The organism is uncultured Anaerococcus sp. (genome assembly GCF_963510915.1).
GTDB lineage: Bacteria > Bacillota > Clostridia > Tissierellales > Peptoniphilaceae > Anaerococcus.
In genome coordinates this window covers 1-17,343 of record NZ_CAUPHG010000029.1, presented here as the reverse complement: position 1 = coordinate 17,343, position 17,343 = coordinate 1, and the positions used below count along the sequence as shown (strand labels likewise).

16 protein-coding genes are annotated in these 17,343 nt (G+C 37.5%); 8 read left to right on the top strand and 8 right to left on the bottom strand.

The genetic code is table 11. The features are described from left to right. Positions 1–140: 140 nt before the first annotated feature. Positions 141–782: a Crp/Fnr family transcriptional regulator gene (locus RQ893_RS03970; RefSeq protein WP_311481753.1), complete on the bottom strand. Its 642-nt coding sequence runs from the start codon at positions 780–782 to the stop codon at positions 141–143. A gap of 176 nt (positions 783–958) precedes the next feature. Then, entirely contained in the window at positions 959–2,575 is a 1,617-nt protein-coding gene (gene hcp, locus RQ893_RS03965) for a hydroxylamine reductase (RefSeq protein ID WP_311481752.1), read from the bottom strand. A gap of 171 nt (positions 2,576–2,746) precedes the next feature. Here hcp and RQ893_RS03960 point away from each other — a divergent pair, with 171 nt between their 5' ends. After that, positions 2,747–3,652, top strand: coding sequence for a succinylglutamate desuccinylase/aspartoacylase family protein (locus tag RQ893_RS03960; protein ID WP_311481751.1), 906 nt, complete (start codon positions 2,747–2,749; stop codon positions 3,650–3,652). Continuing rightward, on the top strand, positions 3,636–4,931 hold the full coding sequence (locus RQ893_RS03955; protein WP_311481750.1) for an MATE family efflux transporter: 1,296 nt from the start codon (positions 3,636–3,638) through the stop codon (positions 4,929–4,931). Before RQ893_RS03960 ends, RQ893_RS03955 begins: the two co-directional genes overlap by 17 nt. Before the next feature lie 62 nt (positions 4,932–4,993). Here RQ893_RS03955 and RQ893_RS03950 read toward each other — a convergent pair whose 3' ends face one another. The 6 genes from RQ893_RS03950 to RQ893_RS03925 are packed head-to-tail and all read right to left on the bottom strand — an operon-like array spanning position 4,994 to position 10,635. After that, positions 4,994–5,740 (bottom strand): dipeptide/oligopeptide/nickel ABC transporter ATP-binding protein, encoded by a 747-nt coding sequence (locus tag RQ893_RS03950; RefSeq protein ID WP_311481749.1) that lies wholly within the window; start codon positions 5,738–5,740, stop codon positions 4,994–4,996. Continuing rightward, a complete protein-coding gene (locus RQ893_RS03945) occupies positions 5,733–6,563 on the bottom strand; it encodes an ABC transporter ATP-binding protein (protein WP_311481748.1) in 831 nt (276 codons plus the stop codon). The genes RQ893_RS03950 and RQ893_RS03945 overlap by 8 nt, the downstream gene beginning before the upstream one ends. Further along, complete coding sequence (locus RQ893_RS03940) at positions 6,560–8,101, bottom strand: ABC transporter substrate-binding protein (RefSeq protein ID WP_311481747.1); 1,542 nt, start codon at positions 8,099–8,101, stop codon at positions 6,560–6,562. The genes RQ893_RS03945 and RQ893_RS03940 overlap by 4 nt, the downstream gene beginning before the upstream one ends. 12 nt (positions 8,102–8,113) lie before the next feature. Then, the gene (locus tag RQ893_RS03935) at positions 8,114–8,956 is read right to left on the bottom strand and encodes an ABC transporter permease (protein WP_311481746.1); all 843 of its coding nucleotides are present in this window, start codon (positions 8,954–8,956) and stop codon (positions 8,114–8,116) included. Then, a complete protein-coding gene (locus tag RQ893_RS03930) occupies positions 8,953–9,879 on the bottom strand; it encodes an ABC transporter permease (protein ID WP_311481745.1) in 927 nt (308 codons plus the stop codon). The genes RQ893_RS03935 and RQ893_RS03930 overlap by 4 nt, the downstream gene beginning before the upstream one ends. Beyond that, entirely contained in the window at positions 9,880–10,635 is a 756-nt protein-coding gene (locus tag RQ893_RS03925) for a class I SAM-dependent methyltransferase (protein ID WP_311481744.1), read from the bottom strand. Positions 10,636–10,970: 335 nt separating this feature from the next. On the opposite strand from RQ893_RS03925, the gene RQ893_RS03920 reads away from it, so the two are divergent. The 6 genes from RQ893_RS03920 (at position 10,971) to RQ893_RS03895 (ending at position 17,283) form a co-directional block, all read left to right on the top strand. Further along, entirely contained in the window at positions 10,971–11,168 is a 198-nt protein-coding gene (locus RQ893_RS03920) for a hypothetical protein (protein WP_311481743.1), read from the top strand. 233 nt (positions 11,169–11,401) lie between these two features. After that, positions 11,402–13,657: a formate C-acetyltransferase gene (gene pflB / locus RQ893_RS03915; RefSeq protein WP_311481742.1), complete on the top strand. Its 2,256-nt coding sequence runs from the start codon at positions 11,402–11,404 to the stop codon at positions 13,655–13,657. A 14-nt stretch (positions 13,658–13,671) separates the two neighbouring features. Further along, positions 13,672–14,391, top strand: coding sequence for a pyruvate formate-lyase-activating protein (gene pflA, locus RQ893_RS03910; RefSeq protein ID WP_311481741.1), 720 nt, complete (start codon positions 13,672–13,674; stop codon positions 14,389–14,391). A 9-nt stretch (positions 14,392–14,400) separates the two neighbouring features. Next, positions 14,401–15,081, top strand: coding sequence for a Crp/Fnr family transcriptional regulator (locus RQ893_RS03905; RefSeq protein ID WP_311481740.1), 681 nt, complete (start codon positions 14,401–14,403; stop codon positions 15,079–15,081). 65 nt (positions 15,082–15,146) lie between these two features. Continuing rightward, a complete protein-coding gene (locus RQ893_RS03900) occupies positions 15,147–16,412 on the top strand; it encodes a hypothetical protein (protein ID WP_311481739.1) in 1,266 nt (421 codons plus the stop codon). A gap of 82 nt (positions 16,413–16,494) precedes the next feature. Next, complete coding sequence (locus RQ893_RS03895; RefSeq protein WP_311481754.1) at positions 16,495–17,283, top strand: putative ABC transporter permease; 789 nt, start codon at positions 16,495–16,497, stop codon at positions 17,281–17,283. Positions 17,284–17,343 lie beyond the last annotated feature (60 nt).

The following is a 17,343-nucleotide window of genomic DNA, read 5'->3' as shown; positions in this document are numbered from 1 at the left end:
GAGTAGGAGCAACTGGATGAAAAAGATTACGTTCTTTACAAAATTTAGTAATTAATTTTGCTTTTGCCTCCTACGCATACTTAAAAGCAAAACATAGTCATACATTTGCTGTAATTTCAAATTATAACTATCACCTAAAACTAAAACTGGATCCCATCCCTATCCAAAATCTCAATATAATCTCCACCGGCTTTTATTATTCCTTCATCTGTCATTTTTGATAGTTCTCTTGATAGGCTGGGCCTGGTGGTGGAGAGGTAGTCGGCTAGGTCTTCTCTTTTCATTGAGAGAGTCACCTTGCCTTCTTTTTCGTTTTCTATTAGGAATTTACCGATTTTTTGTCTTAGGCTTGCTTGGGATGTGATTTGGTTTTTCTTTGATAGGGCCAGGCACTTGTAGGATAAGAAATTTATATAAGATCTTAGGAAATCTTCTGGGCATGGGTTTTCAAATATTTTTCTAAAGTTTTTTATGATAAGAATCTTAGAATCGACAGCACATTCGCAGTCAAAGTCAAAGTCTTCTCCCAAGTAGGAATATACTTCGCCAAAAAGTGTTGGTTTATTGAAGTTTTGAAAGATAAATCTCTTGCCATTGGAGTCGATTTGATAGACATTAAGGCCGCCTTCTATTAAATAAAATAAGTCATTAGACCTATCATTAATCCTAAAAATATATTCTCCCTTAGCATAGGATTTTTCTATAAATGCGGTTTTCGACTTGATTATCTCAAGGTCTTCGTTACTTAGATTTTTGAAAATTTTTATTTCTCTTAGGTCCATAATTCCTCCTTTTTGATATTATACTTTATTTGTAGAGAAAAAAGCCGGCACGCTTGTACCGACGATTATAAATATTAAATAGTAAATCCTAGATTCATGAGATTCTTCCTCGCTTTGCTCGTCAGAATGACACATGCAGTAGGATTATTTATTAAATTTATTAGATTGTGAATTATCTAGCCTATCATTTTTTCTAAATCTTCTTCTACTGTTGTATTTGGGGAGATGTTGAAGTTTTCTACTAAAAAGTCAACGACAGTTGGGCTTAAAAAGGCAGGAAGACTTGGGCCTAGGTGGATATTTTTCACTCCCAGCGATAGGAGGGCTAGGAGAACTATTACTGCCTTTTGTTCATACCAGGCTATGTTGTATTTAATTGGTAGGTCATTTACATCGTCAAGGCCAAAGGCATCCTTTAGGGCGAGCGCAATTTGAACAAGTGAATAAGAATCGTTGCATTGGCCTGCGTCAAGGACTCTAGGAATTCCGTTGATGTCGCCTAGACCCAACTTGTTGTAGCGATATTTTGCACAGCCTACTGTTAGAATTACAGTATCTTCTGGTAAAGATTTTGCAAAATCTGTGTAATATGATCTCTTAGTGCTTCTTCCGTCACAGCCTGCCATTACTACAAATTTTCTGATATTTCCTGCTTTTACTTCTTCAATAACCTTATCTGCTAAGGCTAATACTTGGTTGTGGGCAAAACCACCTACAACTTTGATGTCTTCGATATTTTCTGGCGCTTGGCATTTCTTTGCCATTTCAATTATGGCTGAGAAATCTTTGTAGCCGTCATCGTCTGCTTCTATGTGGCTTGCTCCAGGAAAACCTGCGTTAGATGTTGTAAACATCCTTCCTAGGTAGGTAGAATCCTTCTTTGGTGGGACGATACAGTTGGTTGTCATTAGGATTGGACCATTAAATTTTTCAAACTCTTCGTTTTGCTTCCACCAAGCATTGCCGTAGTTTCCGTGAAAATTGTCGTATTTTTTGAAGGCTGGGTAATAATTTGCAGGTAGCATCTCTGAGTGGGTGTAGACGTCAACTCCTGTGCCTTGGGTTTGGTCAAGGAGCATTTTCATATCATGAAGGTCGTGGCCTGAAATTAGGATTCCAGGATTTTTACCTGCAGAAAAATCTACTTCTGTGATTTCTGGATTGCCGTAAGTTTCGGTGTTGGCCTCATCTAAAAGTGCCATAGCCTTAACTCCATGCTTGCCAGTTTCCATTACAAGGTCGATCAAATCGCCAATTTCCTTGTCATTTTGGGTGGTTTTTGCAAGGGCTTTTGCTATAAAGAAATCTACTTCTTCGTCCCTATAGCCAAGCACATTTGCGTGGTGGTTATAGGCTGCCATTCCTTTTAGACCGTAGGTTATAAGCTCTACAAGGCTTCTTTCGTCCTCATTAATTATATTTAAAACACCAACTTCAACAGCCTTGCGAATTAATTCTTCATCATCGTATGATAAGTAGGATTCTATTTCAGAAAGACCTTCCGTACCAATCTTGCCCATGATTTTTTCCTTAAAGGCCATGGTTTTCTTGATGGCATTTAAGATTGCCACTTCATCAAAATTAGCGTTAGTTATTGTCATGAATAGATTATTGGAAATCCTATCATAAACTTTCTCACAAGCCTTGCCCTTTTTTACAACTAAGCCTGCTAGTCCCTTGGTTGTGTAGGTTAAAAGGTCTTGGAGGTTTGCTACATCTTCATTTTTGCCACAAACACCGACCTTTGTGCATCCTTTATTTCCTGCTGTTTCTTGACATTGATAACAAAACATTTATCTACCTCTTTTCATAATTTTTTATCTGATAATTCTATTATAGGACAGGGAAAATATATTTTCTGTAACTAATGTTACGGAATATGTGATTTTGAAAGTTTTTTATTAACTGATAATCGTTATTATTTATAGTATAATATTAATATAAGTATTAGAAGAGGAGAAAGCATGGTTAGAGAATTTGGTCTTGAAATTGAGGGCTTTGATCCAGTCTTGGCATATGAGGTTAAGGGCAAAGAGCAAGGGCCTTGTTTGGTTATTATTTCTGGAGTCCACGGGGCCGAATATGTTGGACCTAGGGCCTTGATGACCTTTGTTGAGAAAATTAAAAATGAGGACCTTGATTTTAATGGTAGGCTACTTATTATTCCTGTTTTAAATGAGTCAGGTTTTTATGGTGGTCTCAAGCAGGTTGTAGCTGAAGATGGCCTAAATCTAAATAGGATTTTTCCGGCAAATGGTTCTACTAAGGCACACCTTATTGCCAAAGAGGTTCAAGAAAAATTATATCCACAAGCTGATTTTCTCTTAGATATCCATGGGGGAGATATAAATGAAGAGCTGGAGCCTCTAGTATTTTTCCCTGCCTATGCCGAGGACGGACAAAAAAATATGATTGATAAGGTAATGACTAATCTATCAACCACTTATCTTGTCCCATCCCAGGCTAAAAATGGGCTTTATTCCTATGCCAATAGCCTTGGCATTCCAAGCCTTCTTTTGGAAAGGGGAGGGATGGGACTTTGGACTGATGAGGAAGCAGACCTTGTCATCTTAAATATTTTTCAAACTATGAAGGCTCTTGGCATGATAAGTTTTGATGTCAAAAATGGCAAGCCAAAAATGATAAAAGATCCGGTTTATCTTTCATCTCCTAGTAGGGGAGTTTGGTACCCAAAATTTAAGGCGGGAGAATTTTTTGATAAAGGCGAAGTCCTTGGGGTCTTAAAAGACCTTAGGGGAGATATGATAGAAAAATTTGAAGCTTCCTACGATGGACTTATCCTCTACCAAAATATTGGTCTTGGAGTTTGTGAGGGTGACCACTTGATTGCTTATGGAAAAATATCGTAAGTCCTACCTGACTCTGGGAATTCCCCTTGGTCTTGAATCATTTTTCCTAATCTTAATAAATGCGGTCAACCAAATCCTGGTCGCTTCCCTTGGCAAGGAAGTCATAGCTGCTGTTGCCATTATTTCTCAGCCACGCATGATAGTTTATGCCTTTGCGAGGAGTATTTCCTATACTTTGTCGATTATGATTTCCAAAGAAATAGACAAGGATGAGGAAATTTTTCCTGGATTTATTTTGCCTTCCTTTATCTTTATAAGCCTAATCCTTTTTTTAATGATGGTATTTTTGAATCCAATCCTAATTTTTGCGGGAGCAGCGAGTGATTACTTGGACTTGGCAATAAGCTACGGAAGATGGAATATAGTTTTTATCCTCTTTTACTCCTATACAACTATTGCTCAGTCGGTTTTGATATCAAAAGGACATGGAAGTTTTATCCTAATATCAAATATTTTTTCCTCATTGGTAAATATTTGCCTTTGTTATTGCCTAATTCATGGGATTTTTATCGGAGAGCCTATGGGGATTGTTGGTCTAGGAATTGGTGGCTTGGTATCGAGCCTAATAAATTTTTCCTTAACTATAATTTTCTTATTGGTCAAGGGATATTTGGTCTTTAGGGATTTGAAATTATTCCCTTCAATAAGTCTATTTGAGAAATTTAAGAAGGAATTTAACGGGATATTTTTAGAGCAAATATCTGAAAGGCTGGGAATGTTCCTCTACGCTAAGTTTGCGGCCTCTCTTGGCACTGCCCAATTTGCAGCCCATTCAATCGGCATGAACATTGGCGATATGTACTGGGCCTTCGCCCAAGGCATGTCTAAGGCCTCTATGACACTTTCTAGCGAACTTTTTGCTAGGAAGAAAGCTCGTGACTTTAGGTCCTTGTTTAAATTTGCAAGCTGGGTAAATTTTGCCCTTTCAAGCCTAGTTGCCATAGGATTTTACTTTTTTGGAGCAAAACTTGTTGGGATTTACACCAAGGACCCGGATGTCTTTGGCCTAACCATGCTTTTAATTCCCTTTACAGCCCTGGTTTCCTTTCCTGAAGGCCAGGCCATGATTGGATCTTCAAGCCTTAGGGCCATCGGCAGGGCCAAGATTGTTGCTCTTTTGTATTTCATAACAACAAGCCTCATCCGTCCTTTTGTAACTTTCGGTCTGATTGGTATTGTTGGCTATCTTGGACCAATAATTGCTCTTTTTATAGACCAGTGTCTAAAGGCTATTACAACAAATTATTTTCTTCTGATAGATAAAAATATCAAAGATTAATTAAAAAAAATGACTCCTCGACTTGGAAAACCTGTCAGGAGTCATTTTTTATAGGGTAAGAATTATTGTAACTCAAATAAGAGTTTTGTGTAGGGGTGGCTTATTTGCTCTTGGATATTTTGTGTACTAAGCCTTTCTATAATCTCCCCGTCTTTTATGACTAGGATATGGTCGCAAAATTGAGCTGTAAGAGCACAATTGTGACTGATGAATAGGATAGACATAGCAAAATCTTTTTTAACGTCTAGGAGCAAATTAACGATGTTTGAGGCCACGCTGGTATCTAGACTCGATGTAGCTTCATCACAAATCAATAGCCTTGGTTTTACAGTAAGGGCTCTGGCTATTGATGCTCTTTGGCATTCACCACCGCTAAGGTCTGTTGGTCTAGAATTATAAGCCATTTTTGAATCTAGCCCAACTCTTTTTAGCATTTTCAATGTATTTTCCTTAGCTTCGTCCATATTTATGCCGAGGAGATTTTTCTGAGCCCTGTCAATGCTTGCACCAATTGATATTTTAGGATCAAAAGAATTGGTTGAATCCTGGTATATCATTTGAATATTTTTATATAATTCTTTTCTACTTAAACTTTTCTTTGGGTAAAGGGACTTATCATAAAGGCTGAGTTTGCCTTTATTGGGACTAATAATGCCTGTTATCACCTTGGCTATGGTAGACTTACCAGAACCCGATTCTCCTAATAAACCAAGGATTTGATTAGGCATTATTGAAAAGTTTATATCCTTTAAAACTTCTTTATTACCATAACTTTGGTAAATATTTTCACATTTTATTATCTCATTCATAAACAATCCTTAGGGGAGCAACATAGTGGTCTTTGTCCGGATTTTCTAAATATTTTTCCAAATCGCCATAGTCAAAGTCCTCGTAAGATATCCTAGATGCTAGATTTTGGCCAATCTTTGGAACAGCCTTTATTAGAGACCTAGTAAAAGGATGAATAGGCTGTTCCATAATGGTTTTTTTAGGGCCAGCCTCAATTAGCTTGCCGTGAAAAAGAACCATGACCCTATCAGCTACCTTATCTATTACCCCCATATCGTGGCTTACGACGAGGGTAGATACGCCTTCATTTTTAAGTTTTACAACCTCTTCAAGGACGTGTTTTTTTGAATGGGTATCAAGGGCTGATGTTGGTTCATCTGCGATTACAAAACCTGGTTTTAAAAAACATGCCAGACCAATTGATATCCTTTGTAGCATCCCACCACTCATTTCGTAGGGATATGAATTTAGGACCTCGTCAACATCTTTAAAGGCTAGGGGCATTAAGACTTCTTTGGCTCTTTGGTAAATTTCTGCCTTATTCATTTTTACTTTGCTCTTAGCATCAAAGTAAAAATGTTTTTTTATTTTGCTTGTCGGATTAAAGGAAGAATAGGGATTTTGAAATATAATCCCATAATCTTTTGAGTTTTTAATCTCACCCTTTACATTAAAGCCAGGCTCCCTATGACCCCAGATGGCCTTTAAAAGGCTAGACTTACCTGAGCCTGATTCTCCAACCAGGCCCAAGATTTCTCCCTCTTCTAGGTAAAAGGAAAGGTCGTGAACAACTTCCTTATCCCCGTAGGCTACACATAGGTTATTTACTTCGAGCAATTTCATTTTTCTATGTCAGTATCTACATTTACGATTCTGTACTCAAATGGGCTTACTTCAAAGTTTTTAACATAGGATTGGGCAGCTATATCTACCTTTACATTTCCGATAAAGTAGTGCATTCTATCAGCTAGGGCTGTTTTTAGGATTTCTTTTGAAAGTTCATCCCTCTTTGCTTCGTCAAATTCAGCCTTCATTTGCTTTAAAAGCTCATCTACTTTTTCATTCTTGTAGCCGTTGTAGTTAGCAGGTCCCTCACTACCAAATACAGAATTTAGGTATTCGTATGGGTCACCGACTCTAAGTGTTACAACGCCGTACATACCAAGATCGTAATCGCCGCTATTAACGTATTTTGAGTTTTCATCTTGAACAGCTTCTACCTTCCAACCTGCCTTGGTAAATTGAGATTGGAGTTGGGTAGCAATTTTTGGAATATTTAATCTTTCGTAGAATTTCATTGTGTAAGATTTTTCTGAATCTGGTTTAGTTTTGTCAACTAATTCCTTAGATTTTTCAAAATCAAAAGTATCTACATCTTCTTTTTGTAAAGCAAATGGAAGACTTGGAGCAAATGGACTGTAAACAACGTCTATACCATCTTTAAGTAGGTCTTTGGCAATTTCTTCTCTGTCGATAGCCTTAAATAGACCTTCTCTTACTTCTGGATTTGAAACTGCGCTGTCTTTTACATACATCATGTAAACTCTAGAACTTGGGGTTCTAGAAACTGTGTATGCTGGGTCTTTTTCAAGTTTATCAGCTGTTTCTGTATCTACTTGAGCAATGTCTATTTCTTTTGATTCAAGAGCAAGACCTAGGGTTGTAGATTCGCTAACAAGTTTGTTTACAATCTTGTCTAGTTTTGGAGTGCCATTCCAATAATTTTCGTTTTTTACAAGGGTAATTTCGTTTTCTGGTTTAAATTCAGATATTTGATAAGGGCCAGTACAAATTGGGCTGGCATCGAAGTCTTTTGTATCATCAACATCACAGATTACAAAGTGAGGGTCAACTAGGGAGTTAAGAGCCTTGCCATTTGCTTCTTTAGTCTTCATAGTAATCTTATTTCCATCAGCTGTAAATTCTGCTTCCTTTAGGCTGGCAGCTTCTGGATTTTCGGCGATTGTTCTTTGAAGACTCTTAATAACAGCTTCACCTGTGACATCCTTTCCATTTGAGAATTTAAGACCATCTTTGAGGGTAAATTCCCAAGTGGTTGGGTCTATATTTTTGAAATCTTCTACAAGTTTACCTCTTAGGCTATAATCATCGGCTAGGTCAAAAAGTGTTTCACCAACGCCGAGTTTTACAAGTTCCCAACCGTTCCAATCCTTGTGAGGGTCACAAGAAGCATAAACATATGAAGATCCAATTTTGAGTACTTTTTCCTCGCCGGAATCTTTCTTTTCGGCAGTTTCTGTAGTTTCTGTGCCATTCTTAGCTTCCTTAGTTTCTTCAGCAGGTTTGTTAGAAGAGCAAGCGCTCAAAAGAACTGCTAGCGCTAAGAGTGATGTCAAACCAAATTTTTTAAAAATTTTCATATCTTCCTCCTATTATTTTGAAAATTCTTTTTTGTATTTGTCGCCCAAAAAATTAAAAAATGCAGAACAGAAAACTAAAAACAAGCTTGGAAACAAAACTGTCCAAGGGGCGGTTTGGATGTATCTAATATTTTCTGAAATCATTGATCCCCATTCTGCTTGGGGGAGGGCAGAGCCCAGACCTAAAAATGATAGGCCAGCAAGGGATACCATCATGGTCGCTATTTGAAGGGACATGGTTACTATCAAGACATCCATCATATTTGGCAAGATATGGAAAAATATGATTCTCAAATCACTTTCACCAGAAATTTTGGATGCTATGACGTAAAGTTTTTCCTTATTAACCATGACGAAAGACCTTACTATACGTGCGTAGTTGGTCCAACCCAGACAAAGGAGAGCCAAGGACGCATTTTTTATTCCACCTCCCATGGCGCCGGCAATGAAAATTGCAAGCAAGAGGGAGGGAAATGCCATAAAAATATCTGTAATTCTCATAAGAACTACGTCTAAAAAACCACCATAGTAGCCGGCAAAAAGACCGAGGCTACTACCTATAAGACTTGAAAGGCCAACTAAGATGATGGCTGGTAAAAGACTTGTTTTAAAGCCGACAAGGACTCTAGACAAAACACATCTACCATAAGCATCTGTTCCAAAAGGATATTCCTTGCTCGGTGGGCTAAGGGAAATCTTTGGCATAGTTTCGTTTGGTAAATTTGGTGCGAGTTTGTCTGCAAACAAGGCAAGAAGGGCTAATAAAATTATCGAAAAACCTAAAATATAGAGAGTTTTAGATTTCTTTCTTTCTTTGATGGTAGATTTTTTTACCACTAAATTTTCTAACTTCATCCTAAATCAACCCTCCTATCTACAAGTTTATACAAGATATCTGCCAGCATATTTAACAAGAAATAAATAAAGGCACTTAGAAAGACAAAGGCTTGGATGGTTGGGTAGTCCCTAAAGAGGATTGAATCCATAATCAAAGAACCAAGACCGGGCCATACAAAAAGGTGTTCTACTATAGTTACCCCGCCACACAAGTAGGCAAAGGACATGGCCATGAGGTTTAAAACCAAACCAGCGCAATTTTTAAAAACGCAGTTAAATATAATGAATTTTTTCTTAAAACCCCTAGCCTCAAAGCTTAAAACATACTGATTTTTGTATTCTTCAACCATGGCGGAACGGATTTGCCTGGTGTACTTGCCAATCATAGGTAGGGCAAGGGATAGGGCAGGTAAGACCCAACCGTCATCATGACCTCTTGATATTACTGGAAACCACTTTAGCCTAACAGCAAATAAGATTAATAGGATAACCCCATAAACAAAACTAGGGATAGAAGCTAGGATAAAGCTAATGGAGTCAAGGATTTTATCCAAGAGCGAGTCTTTAAAATATATACAGGTCAGGGCAGCCGTGATGGCAAAAATAAAGGTGATCAAAAATGCCGGTATAGCTAGGTAAAGACTTGCTGGCAAGGCATTTTTTATCTTATCGGCAACTGGTCTGTCATCCATATAGGAAGTCCCCATGTCACCAGATACAAACTTCACAAGCCAATCTTTATATTGGATAATAAGTGGCTCATTTAACCCCTTTTCTTCTCTTGCTTTTTCTAAGACCTCTTCACTAGGGACAGGCTTGTGTCTTGCTATGTAATACATTTCAACTGGATCACCTTCTGCCAAAAAACTTGCCATAAAGGCTAGAAATGATATAGCAAAGAGAACAAAGACAGCCTGACTGATTTTTTTTATAAAATACAATCAATCATCTTCTTTCGTACATACAATCATGAAGGAAGGAGTAGACTTGTAGGCTATTTGAAAGGATTCATCATAGACAAGGGGGTCGATATTTTCCTTGATTTCTATCTTATCAAAGCCAAGCTTCTTTAAAACGGCTAGGTCAAAATCTGGCCTTTTTACATAGGTCATGGGCAAATCCTTGGCAAGACTTTCGCAAAGGTCTGCCTCATCAAAAGACACTCTCATATCGTAGCCTGCATCTATGCCTTCCATTAAGTTTTTTTCGGCAAGTTTGGCATAAGATTCACACCAAACATAGGAATACCAAGCCGCATCTACAATAATAAGCTTGCCGCCCTTTTTGAGGTAAGACTTCCACTTCATGTAGGTTGTAGACGGGAAAGATAGCATCCAAGTGAGGTTTCTAGATAAAATATAATCAAAAGACTCTTTTTCAAAAATATCTTCCTCACAATCGCCCTCTACAAAAACAACCTGGTCTTTGAAATCTTTTAAATTTTTCTTAGCCATTTCAAGCATTTTTTCTGACTTGTCAAAGGCTGTGACCTTGGCTTTATTTTCTGCCATTATTAGGGAAAATAATCCTGGTCCACATCCGAGGTCTAAAACCCTTTTACCAGTCAAATCCCTTGGAAGGTAGGAAGAGAAAAGATTTTGCCAGTCCTTTTTGTGACCGTGATCGATTTCTTCTTGGACACCATCATCGTAAGTCTTGGCCCTATTTTGCCAATACTTATCCAAATCAATTTTCATAATTCCTCCAATAAAAAAAGGTCTCTTATTTTCTTGTACGAAAACAAGACACCCTTCATGAATGTCAATAAAACAATGATATTTGGCTAGGTTTACCTTCTTGGTAAGTCCTTCATGGATTTAACCCTTAGCCTCTAATCTATACCAATATTACTAAAAATAGGAAAAAATGTCAAATGATTTCCCAAGCGATAATATAGTGAAAAATTTTTTTGTCAGGAAAATCTATTTTAGTAGAGAAAACATATTGTGATTTAAAAACCATTCTAGTATTATAATACCAGAATATATTAACGACTTTGTCAAAGGAATCGGTAGTTAGTAGGAGTTAGAAAATGAGAATTAATATAAAGAGAGCTATTGGAATTAACATAGTGCTAGTTTTTGTTCTAGCTATAGTTTTTTTTAAAGATTTACAAATGAATAGTCCCCACCAAAGAGAAGCCTTATTAATTATTTTCTTAGGAGAGCTTGCTTATTGGCTAACTATTATAATCGGATTATATGTGATTAAAAGAAAAAATAATTTATAAGATGTTGTTTTTACAAATGTAGTTAAGCTTAAAATTATAAAAACAATAGAACTTAGTGGATATAACCATTATTTAGTATAAAATTTATATTTATTTACTAAAGGCAAGCAATTGGGCTTGTCTTTTTTTATGCTGAAGTGATTCAAATCACAGACAAGCAAACTTTTTCCGTATAGAATAGGGGCAGATAGTAAAAAACTTAGGTTTTTTAAAATATATATTAGGAGGCAAAAATGGAACTTAAAGCATATGACGGATTTAAGGGTGAACTTTGGAAAGACGAGATTAATGTTCGTGACTTTATCCAAGCAAATTACACCCCATACGAAGGTGGCGATGATTTTTTAGCTGGTAAGAGCGAAAAGACTACAAAATTATTTGCTGTTGTAGAAGATTTGATTAACAAAGAAATCAGAGAATCTTACAGGAACGCAGATACAAGTAGGTTTTCTTCTATAGATGGTTTTGATGCTGGCTATATAGACAAGGAAAACGAGGTCATTGTTGGTCTTCAAACTGATGAAGTTCTTAAAAGAATTGTAAACCCTTATGGCGGTTATAGGATGGTTGAGCAATCCCTTGAGGCTTATGGTCAAGAGATGGATCCTGTTCAAGCAAAATATTTCAAAGAATTTAGAAAGACTCACAACGAGGGTGTTTTTGATGCCTATACCAAGGATATGAGAACAGCCAGACACGTTGGTCTTTTAACAGGTTTGCCAGACGCCTATGGTCGTGGTAGGATAATCGGCGATTACAGAAGAGTTGCTCTTTATGGTATTGATAGATTAGTTGAAGAAAAGAAAAAAGACCTAGATAAGATAGAAATTGATGAAAACAACTTAGAAGCAACTATCAGACTAAGGGAAGAAGTTAGCGAGCAAATCAGAGCTCTTGGCAAGATTAAAAATATGGCAGCTAAGTATGGTATAGATATATCAAAACCTGCTACAAATGCGAGAGAAGCAGCCCAATTTTTATACCTTGGCTATCTTGCAGCTGTTAAGGAAAACAACGGTGCAGCTATGTCAATTGGTAGAAATGCGGGTTTCCTAGATATTTATATCAAGAGAGATTTGGATAGAGGTATCCTTGATGAAGTTGGCGCTCAAGAAATAATTGACCAACTTGTTATAAAACTAAGACTTGTTCGTCACCTAAGAACTCCAGACTATGATGAAGTTTTCGGTGGAGACCCAACTTGGGTTACAGAATCAATTGGTGGTATGGGTCTAGATGGTAGGACTCTTGTAACAAAGACAGCCTTCAGATACCTAAATACCCTCATTAACCTAGGATCTGCTCCAGAACCAAACATGACAATCCTCTGGGCTGAAAAACTTCCTGAAGGTTGGAAGAAGTTCTGTTCTAAGGTTTCTATCATGACCGATTCTATCCAATACGAAAATGATGACCTAATGAGAAATATGTACGGCGATGACTATGCCATAGCTTGTTGTGTATCTGCTATGGAAGTTGGCAAGGAAATGCAATTCTTTGGCGCTCGTGCTAACCTAGCAAAATCACTACTTTACTCAATAAATGGTGGAGTTGATGAAAAGAAGAAAAACAAAGACGGCAGCCTAATTAGGTTATTTAATGATGTTGAGCCAATCACAACAGAATACCTTGACTATGACCAAGTTCTAGCAAACTACAAAAAAGTTTTATCAGAACTAGCAGGTCTTTATGTGAAGACCCTAGATGTTATCCACTTCATGCACGATAAGTATGCTTACGAAGCAGGTCAAATGGCCCTTCATGATACCTATGTAAAGAGAAATCTAGCAACAGGTGTAGCAGGACTTTCAATAGCAGCTGACTCCCTATCAGCAATCAAATATGCAAAAGTAAAACCAGTTAGGGATGAAAATGGCATAGCAATCGACTTTGAAACAGAAGGTGACTTCCCTAAATATGGTAACGACGATGATAGGGTAGATCAAATCGCTGTTGATATCCTAACTTATTTCTCCAATGAGCTAAAGAAACACGCAACCTATAAAAATGCAAAATTAACTCTATCTGCCCTTACAATTACATCAAATGTAATGTATGGTAAGAAGACAGGAACAACACCAGATGGTAGAAAAGCAGGAGAACCATTTGCTCCAGGTGCAAATCCAATGCACGGTAGGGATGAATCAGGTGCCCTTGCCAGCCTAAACTCTGTAGCTAAACTTCCTTATGAGTGCGTCTGCGAAGACGGTATTTCAAACACCTTCTCAATCGTACCAGATGCCCTCGGCAAGGAAGAAGACGTAAGAATTGACAACCTTGTAAATATCATGGACGGTTATTTTGGCCAAGATGCCTTCCATTTGAATGTCAACGTTCTTCAAAGAGAAAAATTATTAGATGCTTACCACAACCCAGACAAATATCCAAACCTAACAATCAGAGTATCTGGTTACGCTGTTCACTTTAACAGACTTACAGATGAACAAAAGAGAGAAGTTCTAGAAAGAACCTTCCACAACCACCAATAATATAAGGAGGTCCTATGGCAAAATTACATTCAATAGAAACAATGGGTCTAGTAGACGGACCGGGAATTAGAACTGTGTTCTTCCTTTCCGGTTGCCCACTGAGATGTGTATTTTGCCATAATCCTGATACCCAGTCCCTAGACTATGGCAGAGATATTAGTGTAGGTGAGATTGTAAGAAGATCCCTCAGAATGAAACCCTACTACAAAAATGGAGGCGGAGTCACCCTTTCAGGTGGCGAGCCCCTAGCTAGTGGGGCTTTTGTTCTTGAAACAATTAGGGCCCTTCACAAGGAAGACATCAATGTCGCAGTAGATACTTCGGGAGTGGGTGATGAAAAATATTATGACGAGATAGCAAAAGAGGCAGACCTTATCCTTTTAGATATAAAGCACTATGATCCCTACTTTTTCTATGAAATAACAAGAAACCACCAAGACAAGCTTATAAAATTCATGGAATCTATCAAAAAAACCGACACCAGGGTATGGATAAGGCATGTAATGATGCCCTTTGTCACAGATACCAAAGAGGATATGGATGAACTTGTCAAATTTATTAGGCCCATAAAGGCAAATATAGACAAGATAGAAATTCTTCCCTACCACAAGATGGGCGTATGCAAGTATGCTGACTTGGGTAAGACTTATAGAATTGAAAATATGGAGGCCATGGATAAAAATCAAGCAAAAGACTTTGAAATCTATGCTAATAATATGTTAAAATCTTTGTAGGAGCAAGATATGTATAACTACAAAAAAGATGAAGAAAGCTTTTTGGCTTTCTTGACAGATGAAGAATTAGCAAGGTTTAGGTACAGACCCCAGGTCTTACTTTATAAAAAAGGTGATGTAATATTTTCCTTTGGTGACAAGCCGGATTTTATGTATATCATCCTTGAAGGTTTTATAAAAATATCAACCTATCTCTCTGATGGGAGGGAGCAAATTTTGTATATTTATGGCGAGGATGACTTTGTTGGTGCCCACAACCTTCTGACAGATGAAAACTATATCTATGAGGCCAAGTCCCTTTCTAAGTCCAAGCTTTTAATCATCTCTAAGCTCGACTTTAATAATGTATTAAAGAAAAATAACCAAGTCCTAATTAAAATCCTAAACCAATCCTTTAGGAGGATAAGGAGGAGCGAAGACCTTATAGATAGGCTATCAACCCAAAATGCTGATATGAAAGTCGCCAAACTCCTCTTAGATTTGGCAGCAGATGTTGGCATAGTCAAAAAAGACGGAGTTCTTATAACCTTCCACCTTAGTCGAGAAGAACTTGGTTCTTATTCGGGAGTGGTAAGGGAGACCCTATCGAGGAAACTTTCTTCCTTTGAAAAGATGGGTCTTATAAAAATTATAGGCAGAGAAGAAATTTTAATCACCAATATTAAGGCCCTAGAGAAGATGACCTCCTAGGGTCTTATTTTTCTGCAAATTTGCTAAAATAGTTTATTCCAGTATCATGTCGAGATGGAGGAATTATGAACAAACAAACATTTAAAATAATGCTTGCTTATGTGGGAGTCCTCACAGGAGCAGGACTCGCCTCGGGCCAAGAGCTTTTACAATATTTTGTTTCGCTAGGAATAAGTGGGATTGTTGGTATTGGCATGGTTGGTATCCTACATATGCTAATTGGTGGGATTTTATTAATTTTGGGAAGTCATTACTTAGCAACCGACCATTCTGACGTTTTTGACGAGATTACCAATAAATTCATAGCGAAATTTATGGACTTGTCTTTGGTATTTACTTGCTTTGTAGTGGGTTTTGTTATGCTAGCCGGAGCAGGTTCAAATTTAAACCAGGCCTTTGGGGTAAATGTCAACGTTGGCAGGATTCTTTGTGCCCTTTTAATAATTGTCGTTGGCATGATGGATTTTTCTAAGGTAAGCCAAGTGATAGGATCATTTACTCCTTTTATCGTAGGCTTTGTGCTACTCGGCTCAGTCTATACAATTTTTAAATATAAACCAGATTGGGAAAGCTTAAACGCCTTTGCAAGTAAGCTCCCATCAAATTTTGACAATGTTGGATTTTCTGTCCTAAATTATTTTGGAATGTGCCTTATGACTGCTGTTTCCATGGGACTTGTCCTTGGTGGAGACGAATTAAGCACAGAAAATGCCGGTAGAGGCGGACTAATAGGCGGTGCCATAGTCGGCGTCATGGGAGTATTAATCACCCTCACCCTCTTTATAAGGGTGGAAGAAGTCTATAAGCTTGATATTCCAATGCTTTACGTCATAGAAGATATCAGCCCGATTTTAGGATTCTTAATGGCAGTAGTCATCTTTGGTATGATTTTTAATACAGGGATTTCACTTTTTTACGCCCTAGCAAGGAGATTTTCAAACGATGATGAAAGACGATTTAAAATCATGCTTGTGTCAATCACAGGCGTGGGATTTGTCCTATCCTTCCTAGGATTTAAGAAATTAGTTTCGATTTTTTATCCGATAATCGGCTATATAGGAATATTCATGATGGCACTATTGGTCTTTGCCTACTTCAAAGAAAGGTCAGCAATCAGACGAGAATCCATGAAAAGACTGGGAATCAGACACTACATGAGAAAAAAACTCGACGACGACCTAGATTTCACCAAAAAAGACCAAGAAAGACTAAACAAACTAATAGACAGCTCCCACATAGACAACGAAGAAATCAAAGATAAGGTAGAAGAAACCGTCCAAGAAGCCATAGACAATAACGAAGAACCAATCACCGACCATGGGGAGAATTAAGAAAAGTGTCCGAAAGGGCACTTTTTGTGTTTAAATTTTCGCAAACTGGTATAATATTTTAAAAATATAAGGAGATGATTTTATTAGGTTTTATATTGGATATTTTTTTGTTTATGCTTTTATCGGTTGGATTATGGAGGTTTCTTACCAGGCTGTTAAGACTGGGCGTTTTATAAATAGGGGCTTTCTTAATGGGCCGCTTTGTCCGATTTATGGTTTTGGGGCCTTGGGTGTGATTTATTTTTTGACAGACATAGCAAAAACTAATAAATTATACTTATTTTTTGGATCAGTTTTTATTGCTACAGCCCTTGAGCTTGTCGGTGGTTTTCTTTTGGAGAAGATTTTCCACAAAAAATGGTGGGATTATTCTGACATGAGATTTAATGTCGGTGGTTATATTTGCCTTGAATTTTCAATCCTTTGGGGTCTTGCTTGCTTTGTTCTCTATGAGGCAGTTCACCCTTTGATTGTAAGATTTTTTGCCTTCTTGAATCCAAAATTTATTTTTTATGCAAATGCAATTTTACTTGTGATTTTGGCCATAGACCTTGCTCAGACAATTTTAACTCTTGTTGGTTTGAATAAGAAGTTTAAGAAACTTCAGGCAGCCAGCGAGGATATCAGAGAAGTGTCAGATGATATTGGCAAGCGTGTCTATGACAGGACCATGGCTATCAAAGAAAAGAGAGAAGAAATCGCTGATAGGCCTAGGGTCAAAGAAATCGAAGCCAAACGAGCTAAAATGCGTGCTGACCTCATCAATAAGTTTGATAAAATGAGTGAAAAAAGACTTATTAAGGCCTTCCCTAATTTGGTAGAAGACTTGCTTGATAGGGTGGAAAAAGACATAGATGATTTAGAAAAATAGGACGTTTTTGACCTGAACCCGTAAACACGGAATAATTTAATAATATTTTAAGCGGAATGT